Annotated in this window: 17 protein-coding genes; 15 read left to right on the forward strand and 2 right to left on the reverse strand. The window is 48.4% G+C overall.

Annotated features, from left to right (window positions below; genetic code table 11):
- The first annotated feature begins 79 nt into the window (after window positions 1–79).
- From ACYVD4_RS12260 to ACYVD4_RS12295, 8 genes are all read left to right on the forward strand, one after another.
- A complete protein-coding gene (locus tag ACYVD4_RS12260) occupies window positions 80–3,412 on the forward strand; it encodes a SusC/RagA family TonB-linked outer membrane protein (protein WP_460945904.1) in 3,333 nt (1,110 codons plus the stop codon).
- 89 nt (window positions 3,413–3,501) lie between these two features.
- On the forward strand, window positions 3,502–5,016 hold the full coding sequence (locus ACYVD4_RS12265; RefSeq protein WP_460945906.1) for a SusD/RagB family nutrient-binding outer membrane lipoprotein: 1,515 nt from the start codon (window positions 3,502–3,504) through the stop codon (window positions 5,014–5,016).
- 144 nt (window positions 5,017–5,160) lie between these two features.
- Window positions 5,161–6,243 (forward strand): alkaline phosphatase family protein, encoded by a 1,083-nt coding sequence (locus tag ACYVD4_RS12270; protein ID WP_460945908.1) that lies wholly within the window; start codon window positions 5,161–5,163, stop codon window positions 6,241–6,243.
- A gap of 108 nt (window positions 6,244–6,351) precedes the next feature.
- A complete protein-coding gene (locus ACYVD4_RS12275; protein WP_460945910.1) occupies window positions 6,352–7,272 on the forward strand; it encodes a metallophosphoesterase family protein in 921 nt (306 codons plus the stop codon).
- 2 nt (window positions 7,273–7,274) lie between these two features.
- Window positions 7,275–7,817, forward strand: a complete 543-nt coding sequence (locus ACYVD4_RS12280) for an HD domain-containing protein (RefSeq protein ID WP_460945912.1) — start codon at window positions 7,275–7,277, stop codon at window positions 7,815–7,817.
- Between the two features lie 46 nt (window positions 7,818–7,863).
- Window positions 7,864–8,070 (forward strand): hypothetical protein, encoded by a 207-nt coding sequence (locus ACYVD4_RS12285; protein WP_460945914.1) that lies wholly within the window; start codon window positions 7,864–7,866, stop codon window positions 8,068–8,070.
- A gap of 142 nt (window positions 8,071–8,212) precedes the next feature.
- The gene (locus ACYVD4_RS12290; protein ID WP_460945916.1) at window positions 8,213–9,493 is read left to right on the forward strand and encodes a DUF5690 family protein; all 1,281 of its coding nucleotides are present in this window, start codon (window positions 8,213–8,215) and stop codon (window positions 9,491–9,493) included.
- 162 nt (window positions 9,494–9,655) lie between these two features.
- On the forward strand, window positions 9,656–10,000 hold the full coding sequence (locus tag ACYVD4_RS12295) for a nuclear transport factor 2 family protein (protein ID WP_460945918.1): 345 nt from the start codon (window positions 9,656–9,658) through the stop codon (window positions 9,998–10,000).
- 101 nt (window positions 10,001–10,101) lie between these two features.
- Here ACYVD4_RS12295 and ACYVD4_RS12300 read toward each other — a convergent pair whose 3' ends face one another.
- The gene (locus tag ACYVD4_RS12300) at window positions 10,102–12,618 is read right to left on the reverse strand and encodes a phosphocholine-specific phospholipase C (RefSeq protein ID WP_460945920.1); all 2,517 of its coding nucleotides are present in this window, start codon (window positions 12,616–12,618) and stop codon (window positions 10,102–10,104) included.
- A 186-nt stretch (window positions 12,619–12,804) separates the two neighbouring features.
- Between ACYVD4_RS12300 and ACYVD4_RS12305 the strand changes: the two genes are divergently transcribed.
- The 4 genes from ACYVD4_RS12305 to ACYVD4_RS12320 all read left to right on the forward strand — a co-directional run bounded on the left by ACYVD4_RS12305 (window position 12,805) and on the right by ACYVD4_RS12320 (window position 18,934).
- Window positions 12,805–14,568, forward strand: coding sequence for an SWIM zinc finger family protein (locus ACYVD4_RS12305; protein WP_460945922.1), 1,764 nt, complete (start codon window positions 12,805–12,807; stop codon window positions 14,566–14,568).
- A 70-nt stretch (window positions 14,569–14,638) separates the two neighbouring features.
- Window positions 14,639–15,826 carry a cytochrome-c peroxidase gene (locus tag ACYVD4_RS12310; RefSeq protein WP_460945924.1) on the forward strand — a complete coding sequence of 396 codons (1,188 nt, stop codon included), beginning with the start codon at window positions 14,639–14,641 and terminating at the stop codon, window positions 15,824–15,826.
- A gap of 166 nt (window positions 15,827–15,992) precedes the next feature.
- A complete protein-coding gene (nadE, locus tag ACYVD4_RS12315) occupies window positions 15,993–18,077 on the forward strand; it encodes an NAD(+) synthase (RefSeq protein WP_460945926.1) in 2,085 nt (694 codons plus the stop codon).
- A 2-nt stretch (window positions 18,078–18,079) separates the two neighbouring features.
- Window positions 18,080–18,934, forward strand: a complete 855-nt coding sequence (locus ACYVD4_RS12320) for a DMT family transporter (RefSeq protein ID WP_460945928.1) — start codon at window positions 18,080–18,082, stop codon at window positions 18,932–18,934.
- Window positions 18,935–19,000: 66 nt separating this feature from the next.
- Here the strand turns inward: ACYVD4_RS12320 and ACYVD4_RS12325 are convergent, their stop codons facing one another.
- Window positions 19,001–19,936: an OmpA family protein gene (locus tag ACYVD4_RS12325; RefSeq protein WP_460945930.1), complete on the reverse strand. Its 936-nt coding sequence runs from the start codon at window positions 19,934–19,936 to the stop codon at window positions 19,001–19,003.
- Window positions 19,937–20,141: 205 nt separating this feature from the next.
- Here ACYVD4_RS12325 and ACYVD4_RS12330 point away from each other — a divergent pair, with 205 nt between their 5' ends.
- From ACYVD4_RS12330 to ACYVD4_RS12340, 3 genes are all read left to right on the forward strand, one after another.
- A complete protein-coding gene (locus ACYVD4_RS12330; RefSeq protein ID WP_460945932.1) occupies window positions 20,142–21,254 on the forward strand; it encodes a hypothetical protein in 1,113 nt (370 codons plus the stop codon).
- A gap of 317 nt (window positions 21,255–21,571) precedes the next feature.
- Window positions 21,572–22,126: a peroxiredoxin gene (locus ACYVD4_RS12335; protein ID WP_460945934.1), complete on the forward strand. Its 555-nt coding sequence runs from the start codon at window positions 21,572–21,574 to the stop codon at window positions 22,124–22,126.
- A 93-nt stretch (window positions 22,127–22,219) separates the two neighbouring features.
- Window positions 22,220–22,807: a carboxymuconolactone decarboxylase family protein gene (locus ACYVD4_RS12340; RefSeq protein WP_460945936.1), complete on the forward strand. Its 588-nt coding sequence runs from the start codon at window positions 22,220–22,222 to the stop codon at window positions 22,805–22,807.
- The last annotated feature ends 83 nt before the right edge of the window (window positions 22,808–22,890 follow it).

Consider the following 22,890-nt stretch of genomic DNA (forward strand, 5'->3'; position numbering starts at 1 on the left):
TTGATAATCATTCTTTAACATCGGTTTAATGCCGCTATACTTTTGCAGAAATTACTTTCTCGTACTAACCTGCAAACGTATGATATTTACGCTACTTGCTTCAGTACCACCTACTCGTATCTGGCATCGAGGTTTGGTGGTCTTTTTAGTTAGCCTGCTTTCGGGCCTGTCGGTTATGGCTCAAACGATTTCCGGTACGGTTATCGGTTCTGACGACAAAAAGCCCTTGCCCGGCGTGTCGATTCTGGTAAAAGGCACAACAACCGGTACAACCACAAATGCCAACGGTACGTATAGCCTGAACGTTAGTAATGCCTCAACTGCTAAGCTTACGTTCTCATTTATCGGTTATGAAACCCAAGAGATAGCCGTTGGAAATCAGACAACCATCAATATTTCACTGTCGGCGGGTACCGCTACGTTGGGCGAAATAGTGGTAACGGCGTTGGGGATTCAGCGGGAGAAAAAAGCGCTGGGTTATGCCACGCAGGAGATTCAGGGAAGTGCGCTGACCATTGCCCGCGAAACCAACGTAACAAATCAACTGGCTGGTAAAGTGGCTGGTGTTACGGTTGTTGGAAGTCCATCGGGTATTGGTGGTTCGGCGCGCGTGACGATTCGGGGAGAACGTTCGGTAGATCTGAATAAAAATCAGCCGCTTTATGTGATCGACGGTGTTCCGGTATCGAACGGATTTACGGGCGGTTCGGGACGTAACAACCTCGAAGTTGACTTTGGCAACGGGGCTAGCTTTATCAACCCCGACGATATTGAGTCGATGAACGTACTGAAAGGTGCGGCTGCGTCGGCCTTGTATGGAGCGCGGGCTGCCAACGGTGTTATCGTGATCAAAACAAAATCGGGTCGTGGTTCTAAAGGCATCGGTGTTGAAATAAACACGAACCAGACCTTTGAGACACCGCTCGTGCTGCCGAAATACCAGAACGTATACGGACAGGGAAATGCCAACGGTGGTGATTTCGCGTTTGCCAATGGTGCCGGTGGTGGTTTAACTGACGGTACCGACGAAGCTTGGGGGCCAGCGTTCTCGCTCAACAAAAACTATCCCCAGTTTAACTCGCCGAGAACGCTGAATGGTCAGCCAATTGATTACCGTGGTGGCGATCTGAACGCACCGGCAGGTAGCGTTATTACAGCTACGCCCTGGGTTCCTGAAACGGATAACCTGAAAAAATTCCTGCAAACGGGTAATACGCACACAACCAACGTAGCGGTTACGGGTAACAACGAATTTGGCAACTTCCGATTGGCGCATACGTACCTGACCCAGAAAGGGATCGTGCCGAACACCGATCTGACACGTAATACAACGTCGTTTAGTGGAGGGTATCATTTTACGCCTAAGTTCTCAGCCAATTCGTTCGTGAGCTACGTGAAAGGCAACAGCGGCAACCGTCCATCGATCAGCTATGGTACCGAAAGTATCATGTACCTGTTTAACTGCTGGTTACCACCGTCCGTGTCGATGGATGCGATGCGCGATTACTGGATGCGCGGTCAGGAAGGCGTTCGTCAGTTTAGCTGGAACTACAACTATCACGACAACCCATATCTGACCGTTTTTGAAAACACCAACGGCCAGCTTTACGACCGGATTATCGGTAACGTATCGCTTAAGTATGATCTGACGCCCTGGTTGAGTGTGCAGGGACGTACCGCCGTCGATTATACCAATGAAAAACGTGAATATCGTCGGGCGTTCAGCACGCAGCGTTTCCCATTCGGGCAGTATCGCGATACACGTATCGTGAGCGAAGAACGTAACACCGACTTCCTGTTTACGGCGAACAAAGAGTTTAACGAAAACTGGACTGTATCGGGTACGTTCGGTGGTAACCAGCTTCAGCAAAAGTCTGATTTTCTGGAAAATAACGCGGGTCAGCTCAACATTCCGGGCATTTATAATCTGACAAATTCGCGCATTCCATTACAAACCTCGCAAAGCCTGACCACCAAACGGGTGAACTCACTCTATGGATCGGCACAGGTTGGTTTCCGCAATTATCTCTTCTTAGAATTAACAGCCCGTAATGACTGGTCGAGTGCGTTGACGCTTCCAGCGTATGCTCGCACGTTTGGTGTGCAGGACAACTCGTATTTCTATCCGTCGGCGGCTTTGAGCGCAGTTTTGAGCGATATGTTCGTGCTGCCACAGCCGATTTCGTTCCTGAAAGCGCGCATCAACTACGCATCGGTTGGTAATGACACTGATCCGTTTACGTTCACGCAGTCGTATAACCCAAGTGATCCGTTCGGTAGCAGTCAGGTTTATGGCGAAACTGACCGATTGGCCAACTTCAGCCTGAAACCTGAAATTAGTAGCTCATTTGAGGGTGGAGTGGAGCTGAAACTGTTCAAACGCCGGGTTGGACTTGACTTTTCGTATTACCTGACCAACACCCGCAACCAGATTCTGAACATTCCGCTGTCAATTACGAGTGGTTACAATAGCCGGGCCATCAATGCAGGTCTGATTCGGAACAGTGGGGTAGAGGTAGCCCTGAATCTCGTACCTATAGAGAAAGCCAATAGCCTTCGCTGGGCTATCGACCTGAATTTTTCGGCCAACCGGAGCAAGGTTCTTGAGCTATCGGACAATATTCAGAATTTCGTGATGGCCAGTCGAGGTGTGAGCATCGAAGCACGCGTTGGTGAGCGCATGGGCGATATGTACGGCATTGCGTTTGCCCGCGTTCAGAATACCGATCCAACCAAGCCGTATTACGATGCTACAGGACGTAACGTTGGACAGATGGTATTTGCCAACGGGCGGCCTGTGCCTACTACCGAACGGGTTAAACTGGGCAACTATAACCCTGATTTCCTGCTGGGTATTAATAACAGCCTGAGCTATAAAAACCTGCGACTGAGCTTCCTGTTCGATGTTCGTCAGGGTGGAAAGCTTTATTCACTAACGCAAACGGTTGGTCGTGAGGGCGGTATCATCATCGAAACGCTGGAAGGCCGCGCCAACGGCTACGATCTGAATTTACCCGGCAATGGCGTGATCGGTCAGGGCGTAACCGTTACAACGGGAGCTGACGGAACAAACACATTTGCTGCCAACGACGTGAAACTGAACTCGCGTCAGTGGCATACTGCCTGGACAAGCGGACGTAACATTGCCGAGGGCGTCATGTTCGATGCATCGTTTGTGAAACTGCGTGAGGTTCAACTCGGCTTCTCGATTCCAGATCGCATCTGGGGTAAAGTTCCACTCAAAGGTGTTACGTTCTCGCTCGTTGGCCGGAATCTGGCCGTGTGGTCGAAAGTACCGCACGTCGATCCCGAAACGATGTCTTACTCTGGTGGTACGGCTCTGCCCGGTATCGAATACATGGCTATTCCGACCACGCGCAGTTTTGGTTTTAATCTGGGCTTGAAATTATAAAAAGCAATACCCCGTCTCAATCCCTTCCTACGGTGGAGGGGTTGAGACGGTCGGCCGCTGCCGTGGGGTTTCTCAAACGAACTTATACAATGAAATCGATAAAAATACTTGTTACGAGCCTTTCCCTGCTGGCGTTTACGTCCTGCGATAACGGTTTCGAAGAAATCAATAACAACCCGAACGTACCTACTCAGGTTTCGGCTGATTTATTGCTATCGGGCGTGTTGCGAAATACCATCAACGATCAGGTAAATATGGCCTGGGGAATTGGTAATATCGTGGTGCAGCACACTGCCAAAATTCAGTTTGTAAACGAAGATCGTTACCTCTGGGGTGAGCAGAACGGCGTCTGGAATACGGTGTATGGTAACATGCGCAACGTGCAGAACATCATTGACTTAGCAACGGCTGCCAAACAGAATAACTATCTGGGAATTTCGCTGGTCTTGAAGTCATGGCTGTTTTCGCTGGCTACCGATGCTTACGGTGATATTCCCTATACCGATGCCATTAAAGCAAAATCAACCGGTGTTTATGCGCCTAAGTATGACACACAGGAAACGATTTACAACGGAATCCTGGCCGATCTCGCTAAAGCGAACGACTTGCTGGGAACCAGTAACGAAGTTGTTTCGGGTGATATTCTTTTTGGTGGTGGAGCGGGTAGCATTGCCAAGTGGAAAAAACTGGCGAATTCACTACGTCTGCGTGCCCTCATGCGCATATCGAATAAGCGGAACGTCGGTACGGATTTACAGGCGATTCTGGCCGATAAAGCCAAATTTCCCATCATGGAATCGAATACCGATAACGCTACGTTGACGTATCTGGCAGCCGCGCCAAACCAGTGGCCGCTCTACGGTGCTCGGGTCGGTTCGTTCGATGAATTCCGGGCTAGCAAATCGCTCGTTGATCGACTTTCGGCGCTGAATGATCCACGTTTGCCCGTGTTTGCACGTCCGGTTGAAAAACCATCGGTAGCCGGAAAAGTGGAATACGTTGGTATTCCGAATGGTCTGGGCGATACGCCTGCGCTGAACTACAATGGCGGTCCTCAAGGTGTATCGCGAGTAGGATTGTCGTTTGCCTGTCTAGTATGTAGTACGCCCGCTCCCGTAGCGAACGTAGCACGTGGTCCCGTCATGACATACGCTGAGGTTCAGTTTATTCTGGCCGAAGCCCGCGAAAAAAATCTTGTTACAACGGGCAGCGCCGAAACGTATTACCTGAACGGCATCAAAGCCAACATGGATTTTTACAAAGCCATTGTTCCGACAGAATACGGTGTCGACGTAACGCCAGCCGCTACGTATTACACACAAACGGGTGTTGCTTACACGGGCACTACACAGCAGAAACTCGAAAAAATCGGTACGCAGAAATGGGTCGCCTTGTTATTCAACGGTCTGGAAGCATGGTATGACTGGCGTCGGACGGGTATTCCAACCGTTACGCCCGGCCCTGATAACCTGAACAACAACAAAGTGCCGATTCGTTTTATCTATCCCCAGTCGGAGCAGTCGCTGAATGGGGTGAATCGGAACGAAGCCGTTGCTCGTCAGGGAGCCGACGACCTGAACACCGCCGTTTGGTGGGATAAATAGTCGCTGATGTGCTTGTAAACGTAGCATAAGGTTCGGGCCAAGCTCCAGCTTGGCCCTTTCATTTTTGTTCGTCTGCAATGAGGCAAGTAAAATCTACCTTTATCCTAGTTTAGACTGTTGCACCACGTTCAAAATCAACGCTTCATGCTACGTGCCTTTGTTTGTCTAAGTCTTTTAATAAGCTTATCGGCCCATGCGCAAAACGCGCAGAATCTGATTCTGGTAACGCTCGATGGTGTTCGGTGGCAGGAAGTTTTCAACGGTGCCGACTCAACGCTTTTGTTCGATCCGGTTTATAGCCGCGACACGTCTAACGCTCGTAAAAATTACTGGGCCGCTACGTCCATCGAACGACGAAAACGATTGATGCCGTTTCTCTGGAATACAATTGGAGAGCAGGGACAACTCTACGGCAATCGGCAGAAAGGCAGCCGCATGAACGTATCGAATCCGCACTGGTTTAGCTATCCGGGTTATAACGAAATTCTGAGTGGCTATGCCGACGACCGAATCAAGTCGAACGATAAAATCGACAACCCGAACGTAACGGTGCTGGAGTTTCTGAATCAACAGCCGGGTTTTGCGGGAAAAGTGGCCGTTTTTTCGTCCTGGGATGTGATTGAAGCGGCTGTGAATGAGAAACGTAGCGGAATTCCAGCCAGCTCGGCCAATGAACCTGCCAAACCCGTTACGTCGGTCGATTCGCTGTTGAGTGATCTCACTACGTTGTATCCGCGCGAATTTGGCGATGGCGTTCGGGCTGATTTTCTGACTTATTTTTCGGCGCGTCAGTACGTCAGGCAAAAACAGCCGCGTGTGTTGTTTTTATCGTTCGACGAAACCGACGATCTCGCCCATGCCGGACGCTACGTCGATCACCTTACTATGGTGCAGTCGATTGATCGCTACTTAGCCGATTTATGGCAGATGATGCAGAAAATGCCCCAATACGCCGGAAAAACCGCCATGCTCATTACCACCGATCACGGACGCGGCCATACGCCAAAGGCACGCTGGAAAGATCACGGCACCAAAACCGCCGATTCATATCAGATCTGGCTGGCGGCAATGGGGCCGGGCGTAGCGACATCGGGCGAGCAACAGAACGGCCCGGTTTTATTTCAGAATCAGATTGCTGCTACGTTGGCGCGCTTGTTGGGATTCGATTTTAAAGCCGATCATCCGGTTGGGCCAGCTATTGACACGATAGTCGGAAGTAAGCGCTGATACGTATTGACTTTACAATAGAACACAGATTAGTATGATATTTATGATCATCATATTGTAAATCATAAGCATCATAACAATCAGCGTTCCATAAGCTAATCAACTCCCATGAACCGTAGAACCATTCTCAAATCAGCGGCTTTGCTGCCGTTTGTTTCGCCTTCAACAGCGCTTATTACGTCGGCACCGACGGCCCGGAAACGTAGCGTTCGGTTTGCCTACATGGGCGATACGCACATTACGCCCGAAAACAAGCCAATGGAAGGCGTTGCTAAATGTTTCCACCATGCTCAGAACCAGAAGGATAAGCCATCCTTTTTTCTGCACGGTGGCGATGTGATTATGGATGCGCTGAAGCAGGATAAAGTTGAAGTGCAGAAACAGTGGGATGCGTGGCATACCGTTGTAAAAGCCGACAATTCGCTGCCTATCGAATATTGTATCGGCAACCACGACATCTGGGGGTACGAGCAGGCGCAAAGCGACCCGATGTACGGCAAGAAATGGGCCGTCGATCTGATGAAAATCGGCAATCGTTACCGTAGTTTCGACCGGAACGGCTGGCATTTTATCCTGCTCGACAGCGTGCAGATGACGCCCGAAAATAAATGGTACACGGGTTTCATTGACCCTGAACAACTCGACTGGCTCAAAAGCGATCTGGCTAAAACCGACCCCAAAATGCCGATTCTGATTCTATCCCATATCCCGATTTTTAGCCCTACCGGTTTCTACAGTCAACAGAACGTAAAGAATGGTAACTGGAACATTTCCGGGGCGCTCGTTCTGTCGAATACGCCGGAATTGATTAAGCTATTTTACCAGTATCCGAACGTAAAAGCGGCTTTGAGCGGTCACATGCACTTACTGGATCGGGTTGAGTATAACGGCGTTACGTATCTCTGCAATGGGGCCGTTAGCGGCAACTGGTGGAAAACCGAGATGCACGAACAAACCAAAGCTGGTTACGCTCTTTTTGATCTTTATGACGACGGAACTATAGAACGTACCTATCTGCAATACAGTTAATTATGGAATCCATTAAGAATCTTTTTGCGCAAAGTGGTCAGGATGAATATTATGGTGAGCCGATCACCCAGCTTGAACATGCTTTGCAATGCGCTCTGTTAGCTGAACAGTCGGGTGCCGATGACGACACCATTTCGGCGGCTTTTCTACACGATATTGGTCATTTGTTACCTCCCGAATTGGCCGGCGGTTACATGGATGGCTACGGTACGGTTGACCACGAAAAATTAGGCGCCGATTACCTCCGCGAACTGGGATTTTCGGAAAAAGTAGGACAACTGATTGAGAATCACGTCAATGCCAAGCGGTATCTGGTCTTTAAGAATCCGAATTATTTTGCCCGTTTGTCGGAAGCAAGTCTAAAAACGCTCGAATTTCAGGGCGGACCTATGACTACCGGTGAAGCCGCTTCGTTTGAAACGAATCCATATTTCAAAGGCATTCTGCTGCTACGTACCTGGGATGAGCAGGCAAAAATTCCGAACCTGCCCACACCCGACATGAACTATTACCTGGAAATCTGCCGTCGTAGTGCTGGTTATTAAGTAGTTACTTGTAATAATCTATTGCCCGATTTATAAACAGAGAGTTATGTTTACTACATTGACTAAATGGCTTATCACACTGGTGATGATGGGCGTCATTCTCACAACGGGTATTGTTTATCTGGGAGCTACCCAGCCAAGAGGTAAACTGTGTATTATCTTGACGGGGCTATTAATCAATGCTGGGTTAGCTTTCTGGTATAGCTGGCTTGACCGTCGGCCTAAGAGCGTTACTGATTGGCTAAAACATTGAATTTATAACCTTCAGACTGGTAAAGCCAATTTGGTGTTTTCAGTTCGATCCAGACTTTTTTGTATTGACTACTAACCCAAACGGACAAAATATTTTGCTATTTTGTCCTTCTTCTACCGTCTGGAAGTTTATTCAACAAACTATGCGTTCGCCCGCTTTTCTCCGTAACCCTACTGCCTTTGTCATCTATGGTGCTGTTGTCGCCTTTTGTACCTATGCCTGCATGTATGCCTTTCGCCGGGGCATTACTGCCACTACGTTCGAGGGAATGACGTTTGCGGGTGTGAGTTATAAAATCTGGCTGGTTACGGCGCAGGTATTTGGCTATGCTGTATCGAAAGGTATCGGCGTAAAGGTTGTTTCTGAAATGTCGCCGAGCCGACGCGCGATCAATATTTTATTTTATGTGGGCGTTGCTCTGCTGGCCCTGCTGGGATTCGCGCTGGTACCTGCACCCTGGAATATCGTTTTTCTGTTTCTGAATGGTCTACCACTTGGCCTGATCTACGGCACCATGCTCGGATTTCTGGAAGGTCGTCGCCAAACTGATGCGCTGGTGGCTGGTCTGACCGCTTCGTTCATTTTTGCGTCGGGATTTGTGAAAACCGTAGCCCTCACCATCAAAAGCGCATGGGGTGTATCGGAATTTTGGCTACCGTTTGTAACAGGAAGCCTTTTTATCATTCCGATGTTAATTTCTATTTATGGGTTAACATTATTGCCACCGCCCACCGACGAAGATCGGGCACTACGTACCGCTCGTAAGCCGATGGATGCCGAAGAGCGCCGGACATTTGTACAGAATTTTCGACCCGGCCTGATTCTACTGATTTTATCCTACGTATTGCTTTCCGCCTTCCGCGATTTCCGCGACAATTTTGGCCCTGAAATTCTGAAAGATGCAGGTGTCGACAACGTAGCGATTTTCGCCAAAACCGAAACGCTGGTAGCCGTCGGAATTTTGCTGGTGATGGCGTTGCTGCAACGGGTAACGAACAATTTTAAGGCATTTGCGCTCCTCAATGGGCTGATGCTGTTGGGCGGTGCGCTCGTCGGGCTTAGTACGTATGCGTACACTAGGGGCGCGCTTTCGCCCGGTAACTGGTTTCTGCTCACGGGATTAGGGTTATACATGGCCTATGTGCCTTGTAACGGCCTGTATTTCGAGCGGCTCATTGCGTCATTTCGCTACGTTAGTACGGTTGGTTTTATCGTTACGTTGGCCGACTGGTACGGTTATCTGGGGAGTGTGGGCGTATTACTGTACAAGAATTTTGGTTACGCCAATATCAGCTACCGCGAGTTTTTTATTTACGGTGCTTATACGCTAGCCATTCTTTACAGCGTTCTGGTAGCCGCTTCATATCTTTATTTTAAAGGCCGGTACGCTGCTAAAACTCCCGCTCCGCAGTCTGTTTTTTGACGCATTGGTGCTTAATAACCATAAATACGGACTGCAATAACCTAAGGTTGTATGCGTCTCAAGCAAATCTGGTAAAATCTCAATTGCTACCGATAATCGACTGTACTGAACCGGGTTTAGTTTTGATTCTCTGAATACTGGAATCAAAATCGTTCTCAAATCATGGATCATCAACCAATTCTGCGTCAACTCTATCAGGATTTCAATGCACGCCATATTGATGCTGTTTTAGCGCATATGCATACCGACGTGGCTTGGCCAAACGGCTGGGAGGGGGGCTATGTATCGGGCCAAGATGAGGTGCGCGCTTACTGGCTACGTCAATGGGAACAAATCAATCCGACGGTAGAGCCTCTCGCGTTTGAGACAAGACCCGACGGCCAAATTGCTATCAACGTTCGCCAGCTTATCAAAGATTTGGACGGCAATGTGTTAAGCGACTCACTACTAAACCATGTATATCGCTTCGAAAACGGGAAAGTACGAACGATGACTATTGAACAGTAACAAGTTGTTTGAGTCCCAACGTCGATATGATTACCCAAATACGTCAACAGCCCGAAAACGTAGTGTTTTCGGGCTGTTGACGTATCGAAAAGCAATAAAAATTACACCAAGCCTCCCATCAATGGGTCGCTGAAACTGCTGGAGCCAGTTTCGATACGTCCGGCGTAGCGTTGCTCGAACAACGTATCGCCCTCAACGCGGACGCTGAAATCATACCAGCCGTGGCTGTTTTTTAAATCCATATCGAACGTAACGGGCTTGCCCGACTTGCCGCTGTGCGTGAGTTGTTTCGTGCCTTGTTTATACGCGTTGTCGATGAGTTGAATCTTCCACGGCTTTTCGCCCTGGCTGATAAATTGAACCGTGAGTTGGGCTGTTTTAAGTTTTTCGGGACGGTTATCGATACAACGTAATGTTAGATATGGATGAACCGCTTTTCCCGAAAACTCTCGAAAGAATCCGTTGGGGCCGTATACCCGAAAATGATACGTAGCATCGGGCGAAACAGGCCACGTATCACTCAGTACGTCGCCGGGCGAAACCGCGTAGTCGCGAACGGAATGATCGGCCATATTGTAGACCGTAAAAGGAGCACCCGCCGTTGCTTTGCCAAATCGGTCTTTATTCGCGCCGAGGCTGATGCGGAACTGACGATTGTTTGTCTCCAGATTGCCATCGGCCCACAACTGATAGGGGAGGGCGCAGGACGGGCGAATGCCTTTTTCCTGCTGCACCATCAGGGGCGATTTCGTCGACTGGTTCAACTGCTCAACTTCGGCCTTACTCAATGCTCGGAAATTACTTGGGGCCTCTTTAAACTGCGCTTTGTGAACGCCTTCGATAAACGTATTGCGCTGAACGGAAGTCGGTAACGCATACTTCTCGCCGTTGTAAGGCCGGAAAACCGAAGTCAGATCACCGCAAACGGTACGTCGCCAGTCGCTGATATTGGTTTCCTTAATCGGCTTTTTGGTTTTCTGACTCAGAAATCCTTCCAGAAATTGCAATACCGACGTGTGGTCGAATACCTCCGAATTAACGTACCCACCTCGGCTCCAGGGCGATGCAACAACCATAGGCACCCGGTAGCCCAGACCGATGGGACTTTCACGCGCATCTTTTTTAGGGTTTGCTACGTTCCGTTTCAGCTCCTGCGCCATGTCGACGTGCTCCGACTGCGTATCGATTCCTTTTGACACATGACCCGTTTCGGGACGGTTTGGATGGGGGGCTACAAACGGTGGTACGTGGTCGAAATAGCCATCGTTTTCGTCGTAGGTCAGTAGGAAAATAGTCTTCTTCCAGACGTCAGGATTTTTGGTAAGAATATCCAGAATTTCAGATAGATACCATGCGCCATACCACGGAGCTGATGGATGGTCTGAGAAGTTTTCCGGAGCCACAAGCCACGATACAGTTGGTAATTTCCCGGACTCCACATCGGCCCGGAACTGGTGCAGTACGTCGCCTTTCGGAATCGCTACGTTCCGGGTTACGTCGCCATCCTGATACGTTAGCCGGTCTAACTGGCGGTAATGCGGGTCGTTTTCGTTCGTCGTGAACGCTTTCTGGTGCAATGCTTTCGCGCGGGCCGACAATTTCTCGAACTTATCGGCCGTGTATTGGTCGCCTTCGTCGGTCAGTTCGTTGAGTAAAGCCGTTTTTTGTTTCAGTGTTCTACGAGCCGAAATGCCTTCCTTACTGGATTCCGACAACGTAGTAATCTGCTGTTCGAGGGCTTTGATTTCGCCGGGCAATGTACGTAGCGATTCGGCACGAAACTTTTGATAGTTGGCCGAAAACCTGACGTTATACTGTTCAAACCACTCGATTGGATTATCGCTGAAATTGGCTAGCCAGCCATCTTCATCGCCCACAAAACCAGTCGACAGGTTAATTTCGTTCTGGTAAATGCGCCAGGAAATTCCATTGTCTTCAAGCCGTTCGGGAAACGTGGGCCAACTGGCAAGTTTGTCATAATCAGTATCTTCGTTACGTACCCGCGCTTTTACATCCATCGCGTGTTTTTCGCGAACAGTGCCGCTCCAGAGGTAAAGCCGATTGGGGGTTGTACCCGTCAATGATGAGCAGAAATGCTGATCGCAAACGGTGAAAGCATCGGCCAATGCATAGTAAAACGGAATGTCTTCTCGGTCGTAATACCCCATTGTAAGCGGCATGTGCGCGTATTCTTTACGGCCTGATGGTTTCGCTTCGAGCCAGCGATCATACTTCCCGCCGTTCCGGGCATCGACCTGATTGGCCCACGAATGCGGCAACGAACTCATCCACGTGGCTTTGGTATCGCGCAGGTTCAAGCGGAAAGGTGCGTAGGTTTCGCCCGCCGGATTGCTCTGGAACCAGACTTTATTTTTGTTGGGCAACGTAACAGCACGCGGGTCATTGAAGCCGCGCACGCCCTGAAGCGTACCGTAGGTATGGTCGAACGAACGATTTTCCTGCATCAGAATCACTACGTGTTCGGCGTCCAGATAGGTACTGCCCGGCGCGGGAGCAATCGCCATCGCTTTCTGGATAGACTCTGGTAAACTATCCCAAATGCCTGCACTACCGGCCAGCAGAGCCGCTTTCTTCAGAAACTCGCGTCGTGTATCCATTCAGTTTTTACTCGTGTTACGTTGGATTACAAAAGTACGTTAATCACTTGTGCCGGACGTTATTTCGCTGTTAGCAAATCATGATTATATGGAATACTGGTTTTAAGAATGACCGGGCTATCAGCTATACGATTTTCCTAAACGTAGGACTACGCTATTTTTGTCAATCGGCCAGCCTTAACCAACATGATGACGCTCGACAACTTCGACCAGCAACTGCCAAAAGATTTGCTAAAAAAAGCCCAGCCGTATGCACAGAACGGAGCTGTGTTATACGTAGAGCAGGATAGCAACGGCGTGTGGCAGGCCGAGGTTGCAGGTTCAGATACATACTCGGTCGAAATAATCCTTGATGGACGTACTATTTCCGATTCGTTTTGCGACTGCCCCGTTGAGAGTGCTACATGTAAACACGTTGTGGCTGTGCTGTTTACGCTACGTGAAACGCTTCGAAAACAACCAAAGTTGGGTAAAAAAGCAGGGACAGTTAAACCTAAAAAAACAACCGGAAAACTAACCATCGCCGATTTGGTGCAGGAACTAAGTGCCGATGAATTACGGGTGTTTCTGGTTGAATACGCTACGTCCGACAAAACGTTTGCGGCCAAACTACAGCTTCATTTTGCTGCTAAAGACGAACGTATCGATGTAGGGCAGCACTACGTTGATCTGACCCGGAAACTTGTTCAGGCCCACACCGACCGACGCGGTTTTATTGATTACCGGAGTACGTTTAAACTGGCCAAGGAAATCAATACGTTGCTGGCAACCGGCAGCAAATTGATTGTTCAGCATAATTTTAAAGATTCGCTGACGCTAGGTATGATTTTGCTGGAGGAGATAATGACCGTTCTGACCAAATGCGATGATTCGGCGGGCAACATCAGCGATACGCTACGTAATTCTGTTGAGTTACTACGTGAAATTGCGCTCCACGATGATACCGCGTTGCCACTACGTCGGCAGTTATTCGACAGGCTGGCTGACTCCTTAACCGACAAACGCTATTTTGGCTATAGTGATGCCGGACTTTCGATGCTCGACGTAGCACGCCAGACATCGCTGAAACTACATGAGCCTGATCTGTTTCTGGAATTACTCGATAAATTACAGCCGTTACTTAGATCAGCCGGTAGTACGTTTTATCCAGATTATCTGCGGACGTTGCGGGTAAAGTTTTTACGTGAGATTGATCGCGACGAAGACGCCGACCGCGAAACCGAAGCCAACATGGATATTGTGCAGGTTCGGGCACAGGCTGTCGATAAAGCTATTCAGACGAAGCAATATGATCGGGCAAAAACGTTGGTTCAAGATGGCATTCGGATTGCCGAAAAAAACAAGCATCCAGGCACCGTGCATCAGTGGATGGAGAAATTACTGGTTATTGCCGAAGCTGAGAAATCAATAGATGACATCCGTCGATTTACTAAACAATTCGCTTTTGACCGCTGGTTCAACGTCGAGTATTTCCGTCGATGGAAGGCTACGTTTTCAGCCGAAGAATGGGCTGTGGAATATACATCACTGGTTGAAAAAATCAGACAGGATATTGCGAAAGAAGCAGGCAAACGTCGTTCGGGCTGGGGTTATAATGCTGCCGATGCCTTGCTGAGCCAGTTGGGTCCGATTTTTCTGGAAGAGAAGCAATGGCCTGATTTGCTCGTTCTGCTCCAGCAAGCTCCCCGACTCGATGCGATTAAGGAAATGATGCCGCATCTGGCCGATTCCTATCCAACCGAAATGCTTGCCTTGCTGTTACCGGCTATCCGCCAACTGGCTGAGCAAGCCAATACCCGTTCAGATTACAAGAACGTAGCGTCGTGGATCACGTCGGTTCGTAAAACGATAGCCGGAAGCCGCGACGCCACCGACGCACTAATTAACGAGTTCAAAGAAACCTATGTCAAACGCTCGGCTATGCAGGATGAACTGAAACGTATTAAATGAATAAGTAGTTTTGTGACGTTTTACTGTTATAGTGTATAGAATTTTGGTAGTTGCCTAGTTATTTGGTACGATGATTTCCCGTCAGTTTGTTCTTCTTTTGGTATCAGCGTTTGCCTTGGCAACGTCGGTGTTTTTGAGTTGCCAACCGAAAGAAGAACAAAGAAGCCAACAGAAAACACCCCCCGACGATATTTCGATGCTGGCGGCTTTGCCCGAACGGGTTCCTGAGCCAGACGATAACCGGACAACGCCTGAAAAAGTTGAATTGGGACGACTTCTCTTTTTTGATCCTATTCTGTCGGGGCATCGGGATATAGCCTGTGCTACGTGTCATCATCCTGATTTTGGGTATGCCGAGTTTTTGCCCGTCTCTATCGGTGTAAATGGCGAAGGTGTTGGTACAGAGCGTCATTTTCGGGAACCCAATACCATTCCACTCGTAAAACGTAACGCCCAGACCATTCTAAATACAGCCTTTAACGGGCTACTTCTTCACGAAAGCATTGAGGCTGGAAAAGCGCCCATGTTTTGGGATTTGCGGGCGAGTAGTCTGGAAAAACAGTCGCTGGAACCGATTCGTACCCTTGAAGAAATGCGCGGTCATGCATTCACGCAGGACGTAGCAATCGATAGTATTGTGCTACGTTTACGCAAAAACGCTACGTACCGGCAGCTATTTGTAAACGCATTTGGGAACGTAGCACCTGTTACCGAACTGAATCTGGCAAAGGCACTGGCCGCTTACGAACGAACTTTAGTGGCCACTAATTCGCGCTTCGATCAGTTTATGCGGGGCGATAAAACGGCGTTGTCGTTGTCGGAGCAGGAAGGCATGGCGTTATTTCTGAAATCAGGTTGTGCCAAATGTCACAATGGCCCCATGTTTTCTGATTTTAAACTACATTCGCTGGGCGTTGCCGATTATACGGCTTTGCCCAATTCAGACGATGGCCCTGATCATCGCTACGCCTTCCGAACGCCCTCGCTACGTAACCTGAATCATACGTCGCCCTACATGCACAACGGTACGTTAGGTACGCTTCAGGATGTGCTGATGTTTTACGAAGACCTGTCGGGCAGTAAGATTGCAAATAATCACGTAACAAAAGAGCAACTCGACCCACTCACAAAACATTTACGGGTAGAATTTCGGGATATAAACAGTATCGTCGAATTCTTGGGCACACTAAACGACGAACAATTCGACCGGACCATACCAAAACAGGTGCCAAGTGGCCTGCGTGTTGGCGGGAATTAAGTCTGAAGAGATATTGCCTAAATTATCTGCACAACTTTAACGTAGCACCAACCTATTTCCTCCGCATCTTTGTTATCCTTGCAGACGTATCGTTCACGCTGAATTAGATGAAAGTCGAAAGCAATTATTCGCACATTCACTCATTCACTCATTCGCAATTGTATCAATGAAGCTACTGAAAATTGCCGCTGGCGTTCTCAATCAAACCCCGCTTGCCTGGGAAAGTAATAAACAAAATATCATCGACGCCATTGCCGAAGCCCAACGGCAGAATGTTAGTCTGTTGTGCCTGACGGAGTTATGTATTTCAGGATATGGCTGCGAAGACGCTTTCTTCGCGCAAAACACCGTCGATCAGTCCATTGCGTCATTGCTGGAGATTGTTGAACACACACACGATATTGCCGTTGCTGTCGGGCTGCCACTACGTCATAATAACCGTACCTACGACGTAGCGTGTCTGATTGCCAACAAACGGATTCTGGGTTTTGTAGCGAAGCAGAATCTGGCCAACAACGGCGTACACTACGAAACACGCTGGTTTCAGCCGTGGCCAGCTTTCGTGCGCGACGAAATCAAAATCGGCGATTTCATGTATCCGTTTGGCGATCTTGTTTTCGATCTGTCTGGCGTTCGGATTGGGTTCGAAATTTGTGAAGATGCCTGGGTGGCGAGTCGTCCCGGTCGGATGCTTTACGAACGCGGTACCGATATTATTCTGAACCCAACGGCCAGCCATTTTGCGTTTCTGAAATCACAGGTGCGCGAGCGGTTCGTGGTCGATGCATCGCGGGCGTTTGGCGTGAGTTACGTGTATGCCAATATGCTGGGAAATGAGTCGGGACGTATCATTTTCGACGGCGATGCTATGGTGGCTTCGAACGGCGAACTGCTGGTGTCGGGAGCGCGGCTGAGTTATGAAGATTTTCTGATTGTTCCGGCTGTGGTCGACGTAGATGCTACTCGGTTGAGCCAGACACAAAATCGGTCTAACGTAGCACTAGCTTACCCAAATCTGCGCGTAACGGATCGGTTCGACTGGCCCGAAATTGCGCCTGTTGTACAAAAAGCGGAACTCGAAGCCTGGGAGCGGGGCGGTTTTCTGAAAGAAGAAGAATTTGCGCGGGCTGTTGCGTTGGGTTTGTTCGATTACCTTCGCAAAAGCCGTTCGCAGAGCTACGTACTGTCGCTGAGTGGGGGCGCTGATTCATCGGCCATTGCCGCGCTCGTATTTCTAATGATTCGGATGGCCGTCGAGAATATTGGTATCGACGGTGTGAAGAAGAAACTGAGCTATATCAAAGCGATTCAGGATTGTGCTACGTCGGAGGAAATGGTTGGTAAACTGCTGACGGTAATGTATCAGGGCACCGAAAATTCATCCGACGATACGTTCAATTCCGCCAAAACGCTGGCCGATGATATCGGTGCTACGTTCCTGAATATCAATATCAACGGTCTGGTTGAGACGTATCGTGGACTGATTGAAGAACAGTTAGGCCGCAAACTGTCGTGGGATACCGACGACGTAGCGTTGCAGAACATTCAGGCGCGGGTGCGGGCTCCGGGTATCTGGATGATGGCGAACATCAATAATGCCCTCTTGCTCAGTACGTCGAATCGCTCTGAAGCGGCTGTTGGCTATGCTACGATGGATGGCGATACGGCTGGTAGTATTTCACCGATTACGGGCATCGACAAACATTTTCTACGGGGTTGGTTACGTTGGCTCGAAACAGTTGGGCTGAACGTGAAAAACGAATGGACACCCGCCGACCGAACAGGTGCTGTTTCAGGTACTACGTCATCCGATCAACTGATAAAAGTAAAAGGTTTGAGCGTAGTGAATAACCTGCAACCCACCGCCGAACTACGCCCGCTCGACAAAAAACAGACCGACGAAGACGACCTGATGTCCTACGACGTATTGAATTCCATCGAAGAAGCCGCCATTCGCGATAAACAGCCACCTGTAGATGTGCTACGTATCGTTGAAGTACGTTACGCGGGAATTCATGACCGCGAGAAACTACTGCTATGGGTTGAGCGATTCTTCAAACTCTGGAGTCGGAATCAGTGGAAACGCGAGCGTTATGCGCCCAGCTTTCACCTCGACGATCATAACCTCGACCCCCGTTCGTGGTGCCGTTTCCCGATTCTGTCGGGTGGTTTCGAGAAGGAACTAGCCGAAATGCGCGATTGGGCAAACGAACAAAAGCCAAATAGCCGGAAGGGTAAGATTGGGTTTTGATAATGAAACAAACTCTTCCCGGTCTTCTTTTTGCGGCTCTCTGGGCGTCGGCTGCGGTGGCTACAAAGTTTGGCGTGCAGTCGGTGCCCCCGCTGATTCTGGCAAATGTGCGGTTTTTTATTGCGGGCGGTGGTATGCTGTTGTTTGCGTATGGCGTACAACGTTTGCCGAATGCGTGGCCTACGCGCACAGAATGGAAACGACTGGCCATTTTCGCATTGCTTAATACAACAATCTATCTGGGGGCGTTTGTGTTGGCGCTGAAGCAGGTATCGGCTGGTATTGGTAGTTTGTCTACGGCTACAAATCCGTTGTTTATTGCTATGCTCTCGGCCCTCTGGCTACGTCGAAAACCTCGCCTGAACGAAATCGGTGGATTGCTGCTGGGTTTAGTTGGAGTTGCTATTGCTACGTATCCGCTGTTGCAAAATAGCTATGCTACGGTCGAGGGGCTGGCTATTTTGTTATTCGGTATGGTCGCGGTGTCTGCAGCAACGGTTTACTACGCCCGTTTCGACTGGCGGTTGCCCAATCTGGTGATTAATGGCTGGCAGGTATTTCTGGGTGGTTTACAGCTTCTGCCTTTTACGCTTCTGTTTGCCGATTTCAGTGCCGCTCAGTACGACCAGCGATTTTGGACTTCGGCACTTTGGCTGATTTTACCCGTATCGGTGGGCGCTCTTCAGTTATGGTTTTATCTGGTCAGGCAAGATCCGATACGGGCCTCGCTGTGGCTGTTTCTCTGCCCAATTTTCGGATTTGTTTACGCGTTTCTGCTTACGAACGAGCCTATTACGTCCTACACCATTGTCGGAACGATACTGGTGATTGGCGGTTTGTGGTTAGGTAGAAAATAATCGGGGATTGCAGAGACGTAGTAAAACTACAACCCTGCAATCCCTACTATTCAGGCGACACTCAGCTTATTCTTTCAATACGGTCATTTCCACACGTCGATTCAACTGACGGGTAGCTTCTGTATTATTACTGGCTATCGGGCGGGTAGGGCCGTACCCGCGCGTAGTAATCCGGTTCGCTGTAATACCGTTTTGCACCAGATACGCTTTCACTACGTCGACGCGCTCTTTCGAAAGTCGTAGATTTTCGTCGAAATCCCCCTGATTGTCTGTATGTCCGGCTAATTCAATTTCCGCTGTACTATGTTCACGTAAATAAGCCAGCAGTTGTTCCAGCGCGGGTTGAGCATCGGGTAATAATTCGGATTTGCTTTGAACAAACTGAATGGCTTTCAACTGCGTCGTTTTGCCGGGCACCACAACCAGAGGAGGGGGTGTATACATGATTTTGGCATCGAGTGTTTTGGGAGGAGCTACACGCGCCGTATTCCCCGCTGATGCCACCTGCGCTGTGCCCCGTGCCGTTATTTCAGGCAGAGCAGTTGGTGGGGGCGACACCTGCGATTGACTGGCTACCGACGTAGCGGTTGGCGCTTGTGCTGGTGAATTAACCGGCTTTTTATCGGGGCGATACAGCAATGTAGGCCGTACTCTGTCCAGACTATTGGCTCGATCAGAGGTAAACGCAAACGATTCTTCAAAAGAAGCGTATCCATCGGCTTTCATCGTGAACGTGTAGGCCTGTTTGGCAGAAAGTTTAAGCTGATACCTGCCATCGGCGTTTGTACGTTGCTGATCCTGTACGGCTCCATTCTGATTTTTAGCTTGTACCGTAGCTCCCGCAATTGGTTTTTTTGTTTCTGCATCCTGCACAGTTCCACTAACCGTAGCCATGCCATCAGTAGGGGCAGCTTGCAGCACCGGACGAGTCTGACTTAATGATGGTAGTGCATTCCACAGGCATAGACAACCTGTGATTACTATGAACTTTCTCCACTTCATGTTGTAAAAGCAACGTACAATTTGACCCCAAAAGTACATCTAAATGCGTAAAAAATAAGAATTCTATGCGCTTCAGCTAAGGCTATTTATAGTGTTGTTTTTATAGGTAGAAAAATGTATTTAAGTTGCTGTATTTCAGTATTTTACATATAGAAAAAAGATACGAAAAAGTGAACGTGAAATGCGCTTTTTTCGTTAATAAAATATGAAACGAACAACCAACGCAACGATGCATTCCCCGAACGCTCAGGCACCTATTGCCCCAACCTCAACGGGCAATCTGCCACTCGATGACAACTGGCGGAAGCGGACTGCCGCCCAATCAATTCCGGCGCAGGTGTTTCTGAACCACTTTTTCGCGATGGACTATCATATCCATCACCAGAATGACCTTTTTGATCTGGCTAAATTCCCGATTTTTCAGCAATTCAACGGACTCATGACCGATGATACGCGAAAGTCGCTGGAGAAGTTATTGCTGAATAGCTGGAGTGCTGAGTATGCGTTACGTATTACGCCTGTTGTGAATGATGAGCAGTATCTACAAAGTTCATTGCATTGGACTTTCCCACAGGCTTACTATAGTGCCTTATTTAGTGCGCGTGCTTTTCTGGCCGTACAAGGTATTAATGTTAGTAACGAAGAACTGATCCGCAAGCGGATCGGTAATATGGTTGTGCGAGGTTATTATCCGGCCTCAATAGGTTATTATGCGCTTGGCCCAATCAATAACTACCGTATTCAACGGTTGCCCATGTCGCGTCGATTCAGTGTGGCTACCAAGTCTGATCTCCAATTGCCTTCACGCGAAGGATCTGTTCAGGCCGATTTGGCTCAGTTTCTGAAAACTACCCGTGATCAACGAGTTCGGGCGCTACGTAATGCAATTCAAAATAATCCGAAAACGGCGTTACGTAGTGCGAAAACTGGCGAGATTCTGCAAAAATTCAGCATTGAGCAATACAAGCAGTTAGCTAAACAAATTGGCTATACTACGTATTTCGATATGCTGAGCCGGTTACGTATCTCTACGTCGAACGGAAACGGTGGGCCACGTGAAATCGAGCGGTTTGTTGATTCGGAAATTGATGTGAAATTGTTTCACGAGAGTCTAGTTAATATTGTGGCGCATATTAACTCAGTACACGAAGCTTATATTGCCAAAGCGCTTGGTTTACAGGCATATCGCCAGCTTGTGGCGAAATTGCCGTCTTATTTGCAGGAAAGTTTTGTTCGCCAGCGAATGAATACTGTCATCGCTCCTATGTTAACTTCAACGGGTTCAGATCAGGATTCATTCCTGCGTATGGCAGCCTGATAAGCATTGTGTAATTCAATATTCTGTCCCGACTGGTTTTGCACTGGTCGGGATTTTTTGTTGCTCAAATCGTATATACACTATATAGTTAAAATTATATTTTGGATCATTTTAATGAATTGCATTATTCTTTTGAGAATATGGTGTCAATAATTTCCTTTCCCAACAACGTACTGCCCTGATATTCATTATAATACTTGGAAACTAATAGTTTTTATCTATAAGCTCATTGGTAAAAGTCATATTTTATCTGCCTTTTGATACCTTATTTTGCATTTGAATAAGATTATTGCTCATATACGACCTCAATAAATTCTATGAAAAATCAAATTATTTCCGTTGGTTCACAATTTCCTGATTTCAAGAAATTAGCCGTTGTTTCACTTGATAAGGACAACGAGTTCTATGAAATCTCGTCGGAAGATCATAAAGACGCTGGTCAGTGGCTGGTGATGTTCTGGTGGCCTAAAGACTTCACGTTTGTGTGTCCAACCGAAATCGCTGAATTCAATAAAAAATTTGAAGATTTTCAAGATCGCGACACAATGGTAATCGGTGCTTCTACCGATAGCGAATTCGTTCACCTGGCATGGCGCAAAAACCACGACGATTTGCGTGGTCTGAAATTCCCAATGTTAGCCGATACGTCGAAATCATTGGCCGAAGAACTGGGTATCCTCGAGGCTAACGAGAAAGTAGCGTATCGTGTTACATATATTGTTGATCCCCAAGGTATTGTTCGTTGGGTAAACGTAAACGATCTATCAGTTGGACGTAACGTGAATGAAGTTATCCGCGTACTCGACGCGCTGCAAACCGACGAACTTTGCCCATGTAACTGGGTAAAAGGTGAAGCTACACTGACGGCCTAATTTAATGGCGAAAGAGCGAAAGGGTGAATGAGCGAAAAGGCAATGCCAGATCATCCACTCTTGCACTCATTCGCTCTTTTACTCTTAAAAAAGATGACATCTACACAAAACGAAACGGTTGTATCGCTGTTGGGGCTGGTTGGACTCAACGTAGAGGGCGAACATCCTGCGCTCGATACACTGGCTCAAAGCGAACATCGTTACCTGCGCGATTTAAAAATTAATGTTGGTAACGTACTGAACAGCAGCCAGAATCTGAATAAAAGAGAAACGCTGTTGCTGGCATTGTCAGTAGCTGTGAATGAAAAATATCAGCCACTGATCGACTCATTGTCTGGCTTGGCCCGGCAGGAAGGTGCCAGCGATGCTGAGGTGGCTGAAACTATCGCCTGTACATCGTTGCTGAGCACCAATAACGTGTTCTATCGTTTCCGTCATTTCGTCAGCAAAGACTACTATCAGCAAACGCAGCCTGGTATTCGAATGAGCATTATGATGAATCCTGTGCTGGGGAAGGAGTTTTTTGAACTGATGAGTCTGGCTGTTTCGGCAGTAAACGGTTGCGAACTTTGCGTTCGTTCACACGAAGAAAGCGTTTTGAAACACGGTGCTAGTGAAGCCCGTATTTTCGATGCAATTCGTCTGGCGTCGGTTATCAAAGGATTGATTACGTTATTATAAACGTAGTATACCTGGTGTAAAGCTCGTTTCCATTCTGAATAATTTCTTAGTAAAGCCCCGTCTTTCTTCTGTTAATCAGCGAG

The organism is Spirosoma daeguense, from assembly GCF_054776875.1.

What these genes read in the sequence shown, in the direction of transcription:
- ACYVD4_RS12260 (WP_460945904.1), top strand. Translation starts at nt 80, where the DNA reads ATGATATTTACGCTACTTGCTTCAGTACCACCTACTCGTATCTGGCAT.
- ACYVD4_RS12265 (WP_460945906.1), top strand. Translation starts at nt 3,502, where the DNA reads ATGAAATCGATAAAAATACTTGTTACGAGCCTTTCCCTGCTGGCGTTT.
- ACYVD4_RS12270 (WP_460945908.1), top strand. Translation starts at nt 5,161, where the DNA reads ATGCTACGTGCCTTTGTTTGTCTAAGTCTTTTAATAAGCTTATCGGCC.
- ACYVD4_RS12275 (WP_460945910.1), top strand. Translation starts at nt 6,352, where the DNA reads ATGAACCGTAGAACCATTCTCAAATCAGCGGCTTTGCTGCCGTTTGTT.
- ACYVD4_RS12280 (WP_460945912.1), top strand. Translation starts at nt 7,275, where the DNA reads ATGGAATCCATTAAGAATCTTTTTGCGCAAAGTGGTCAGGATGAATAT.
- ACYVD4_RS12285 (WP_460945914.1), top strand. Translation starts at nt 7,864, where the DNA reads ATGTTTACTACATTGACTAAATGGCTTATCACACTGGTGATGATGGGC.
- ACYVD4_RS12290 (WP_460945916.1), top strand. Translation starts at nt 8,213, where the DNA reads ATGCGTTCGCCCGCTTTTCTCCGTAACCCTACTGCCTTTGTCATCTAT.
- ACYVD4_RS12295 (WP_460945918.1), top strand. Translation starts at nt 9,656, where the DNA reads ATGGATCATCAACCAATTCTGCGTCAACTCTATCAGGATTTCAATGCA.
- ACYVD4_RS12300 (WP_460945920.1), bottom strand. Translation starts at nt 12,618, where the DNA reads ATGGATACACGACGCGAGTTTCTGAAGAAAGCGGCTCTGCTGGCCGGT.
- ACYVD4_RS12305 (WP_460945922.1), top strand. Translation starts at nt 12,805, where the DNA reads ATGATGACGCTCGACAACTTCGACCAGCAACTGCCAAAAGATTTGCTA.
- ACYVD4_RS12310 (WP_460945924.1), top strand. Translation starts at nt 14,639, where the DNA reads ATGATTTCCCGTCAGTTTGTTCTTCTTTTGGTATCAGCGTTTGCCTTG.
- nadE (WP_460945926.1), top strand. Translation starts at nt 15,993, where the DNA reads ATGAAGCTACTGAAAATTGCCGCTGGCGTTCTCAATCAAACCCCGCTT.
- ACYVD4_RS12320 (WP_460945928.1), top strand. Translation starts at nt 18,080, where the DNA reads ATGAAACAAACTCTTCCCGGTCTTCTTTTTGCGGCTCTCTGGGCGTCG.
- ACYVD4_RS12325 (WP_460945930.1), bottom strand. Translation starts at nt 19,936, where the DNA reads ATGAAGTGGAGAAAGTTCATAGTAATCACAGGTTGTCTATGCCTGTGG.
- ACYVD4_RS12330 (WP_460945932.1), top strand. Translation starts at nt 20,142, where the DNA reads ATGAAACGAACAACCAACGCAACGATGCATTCCCCGAACGCTCAGGCA.
- ACYVD4_RS12335 (WP_460945934.1), top strand. Translation starts at nt 21,572, where the DNA reads ATGAAAAATCAAATTATTTCCGTTGGTTCACAATTTCCTGATTTCAAG.
- ACYVD4_RS12340 (WP_460945936.1), top strand. Translation starts at nt 22,220, where the DNA reads ATGACATCTACACAAAACGAAACGGTTGTATCGCTGTTGGGGCTGGTT.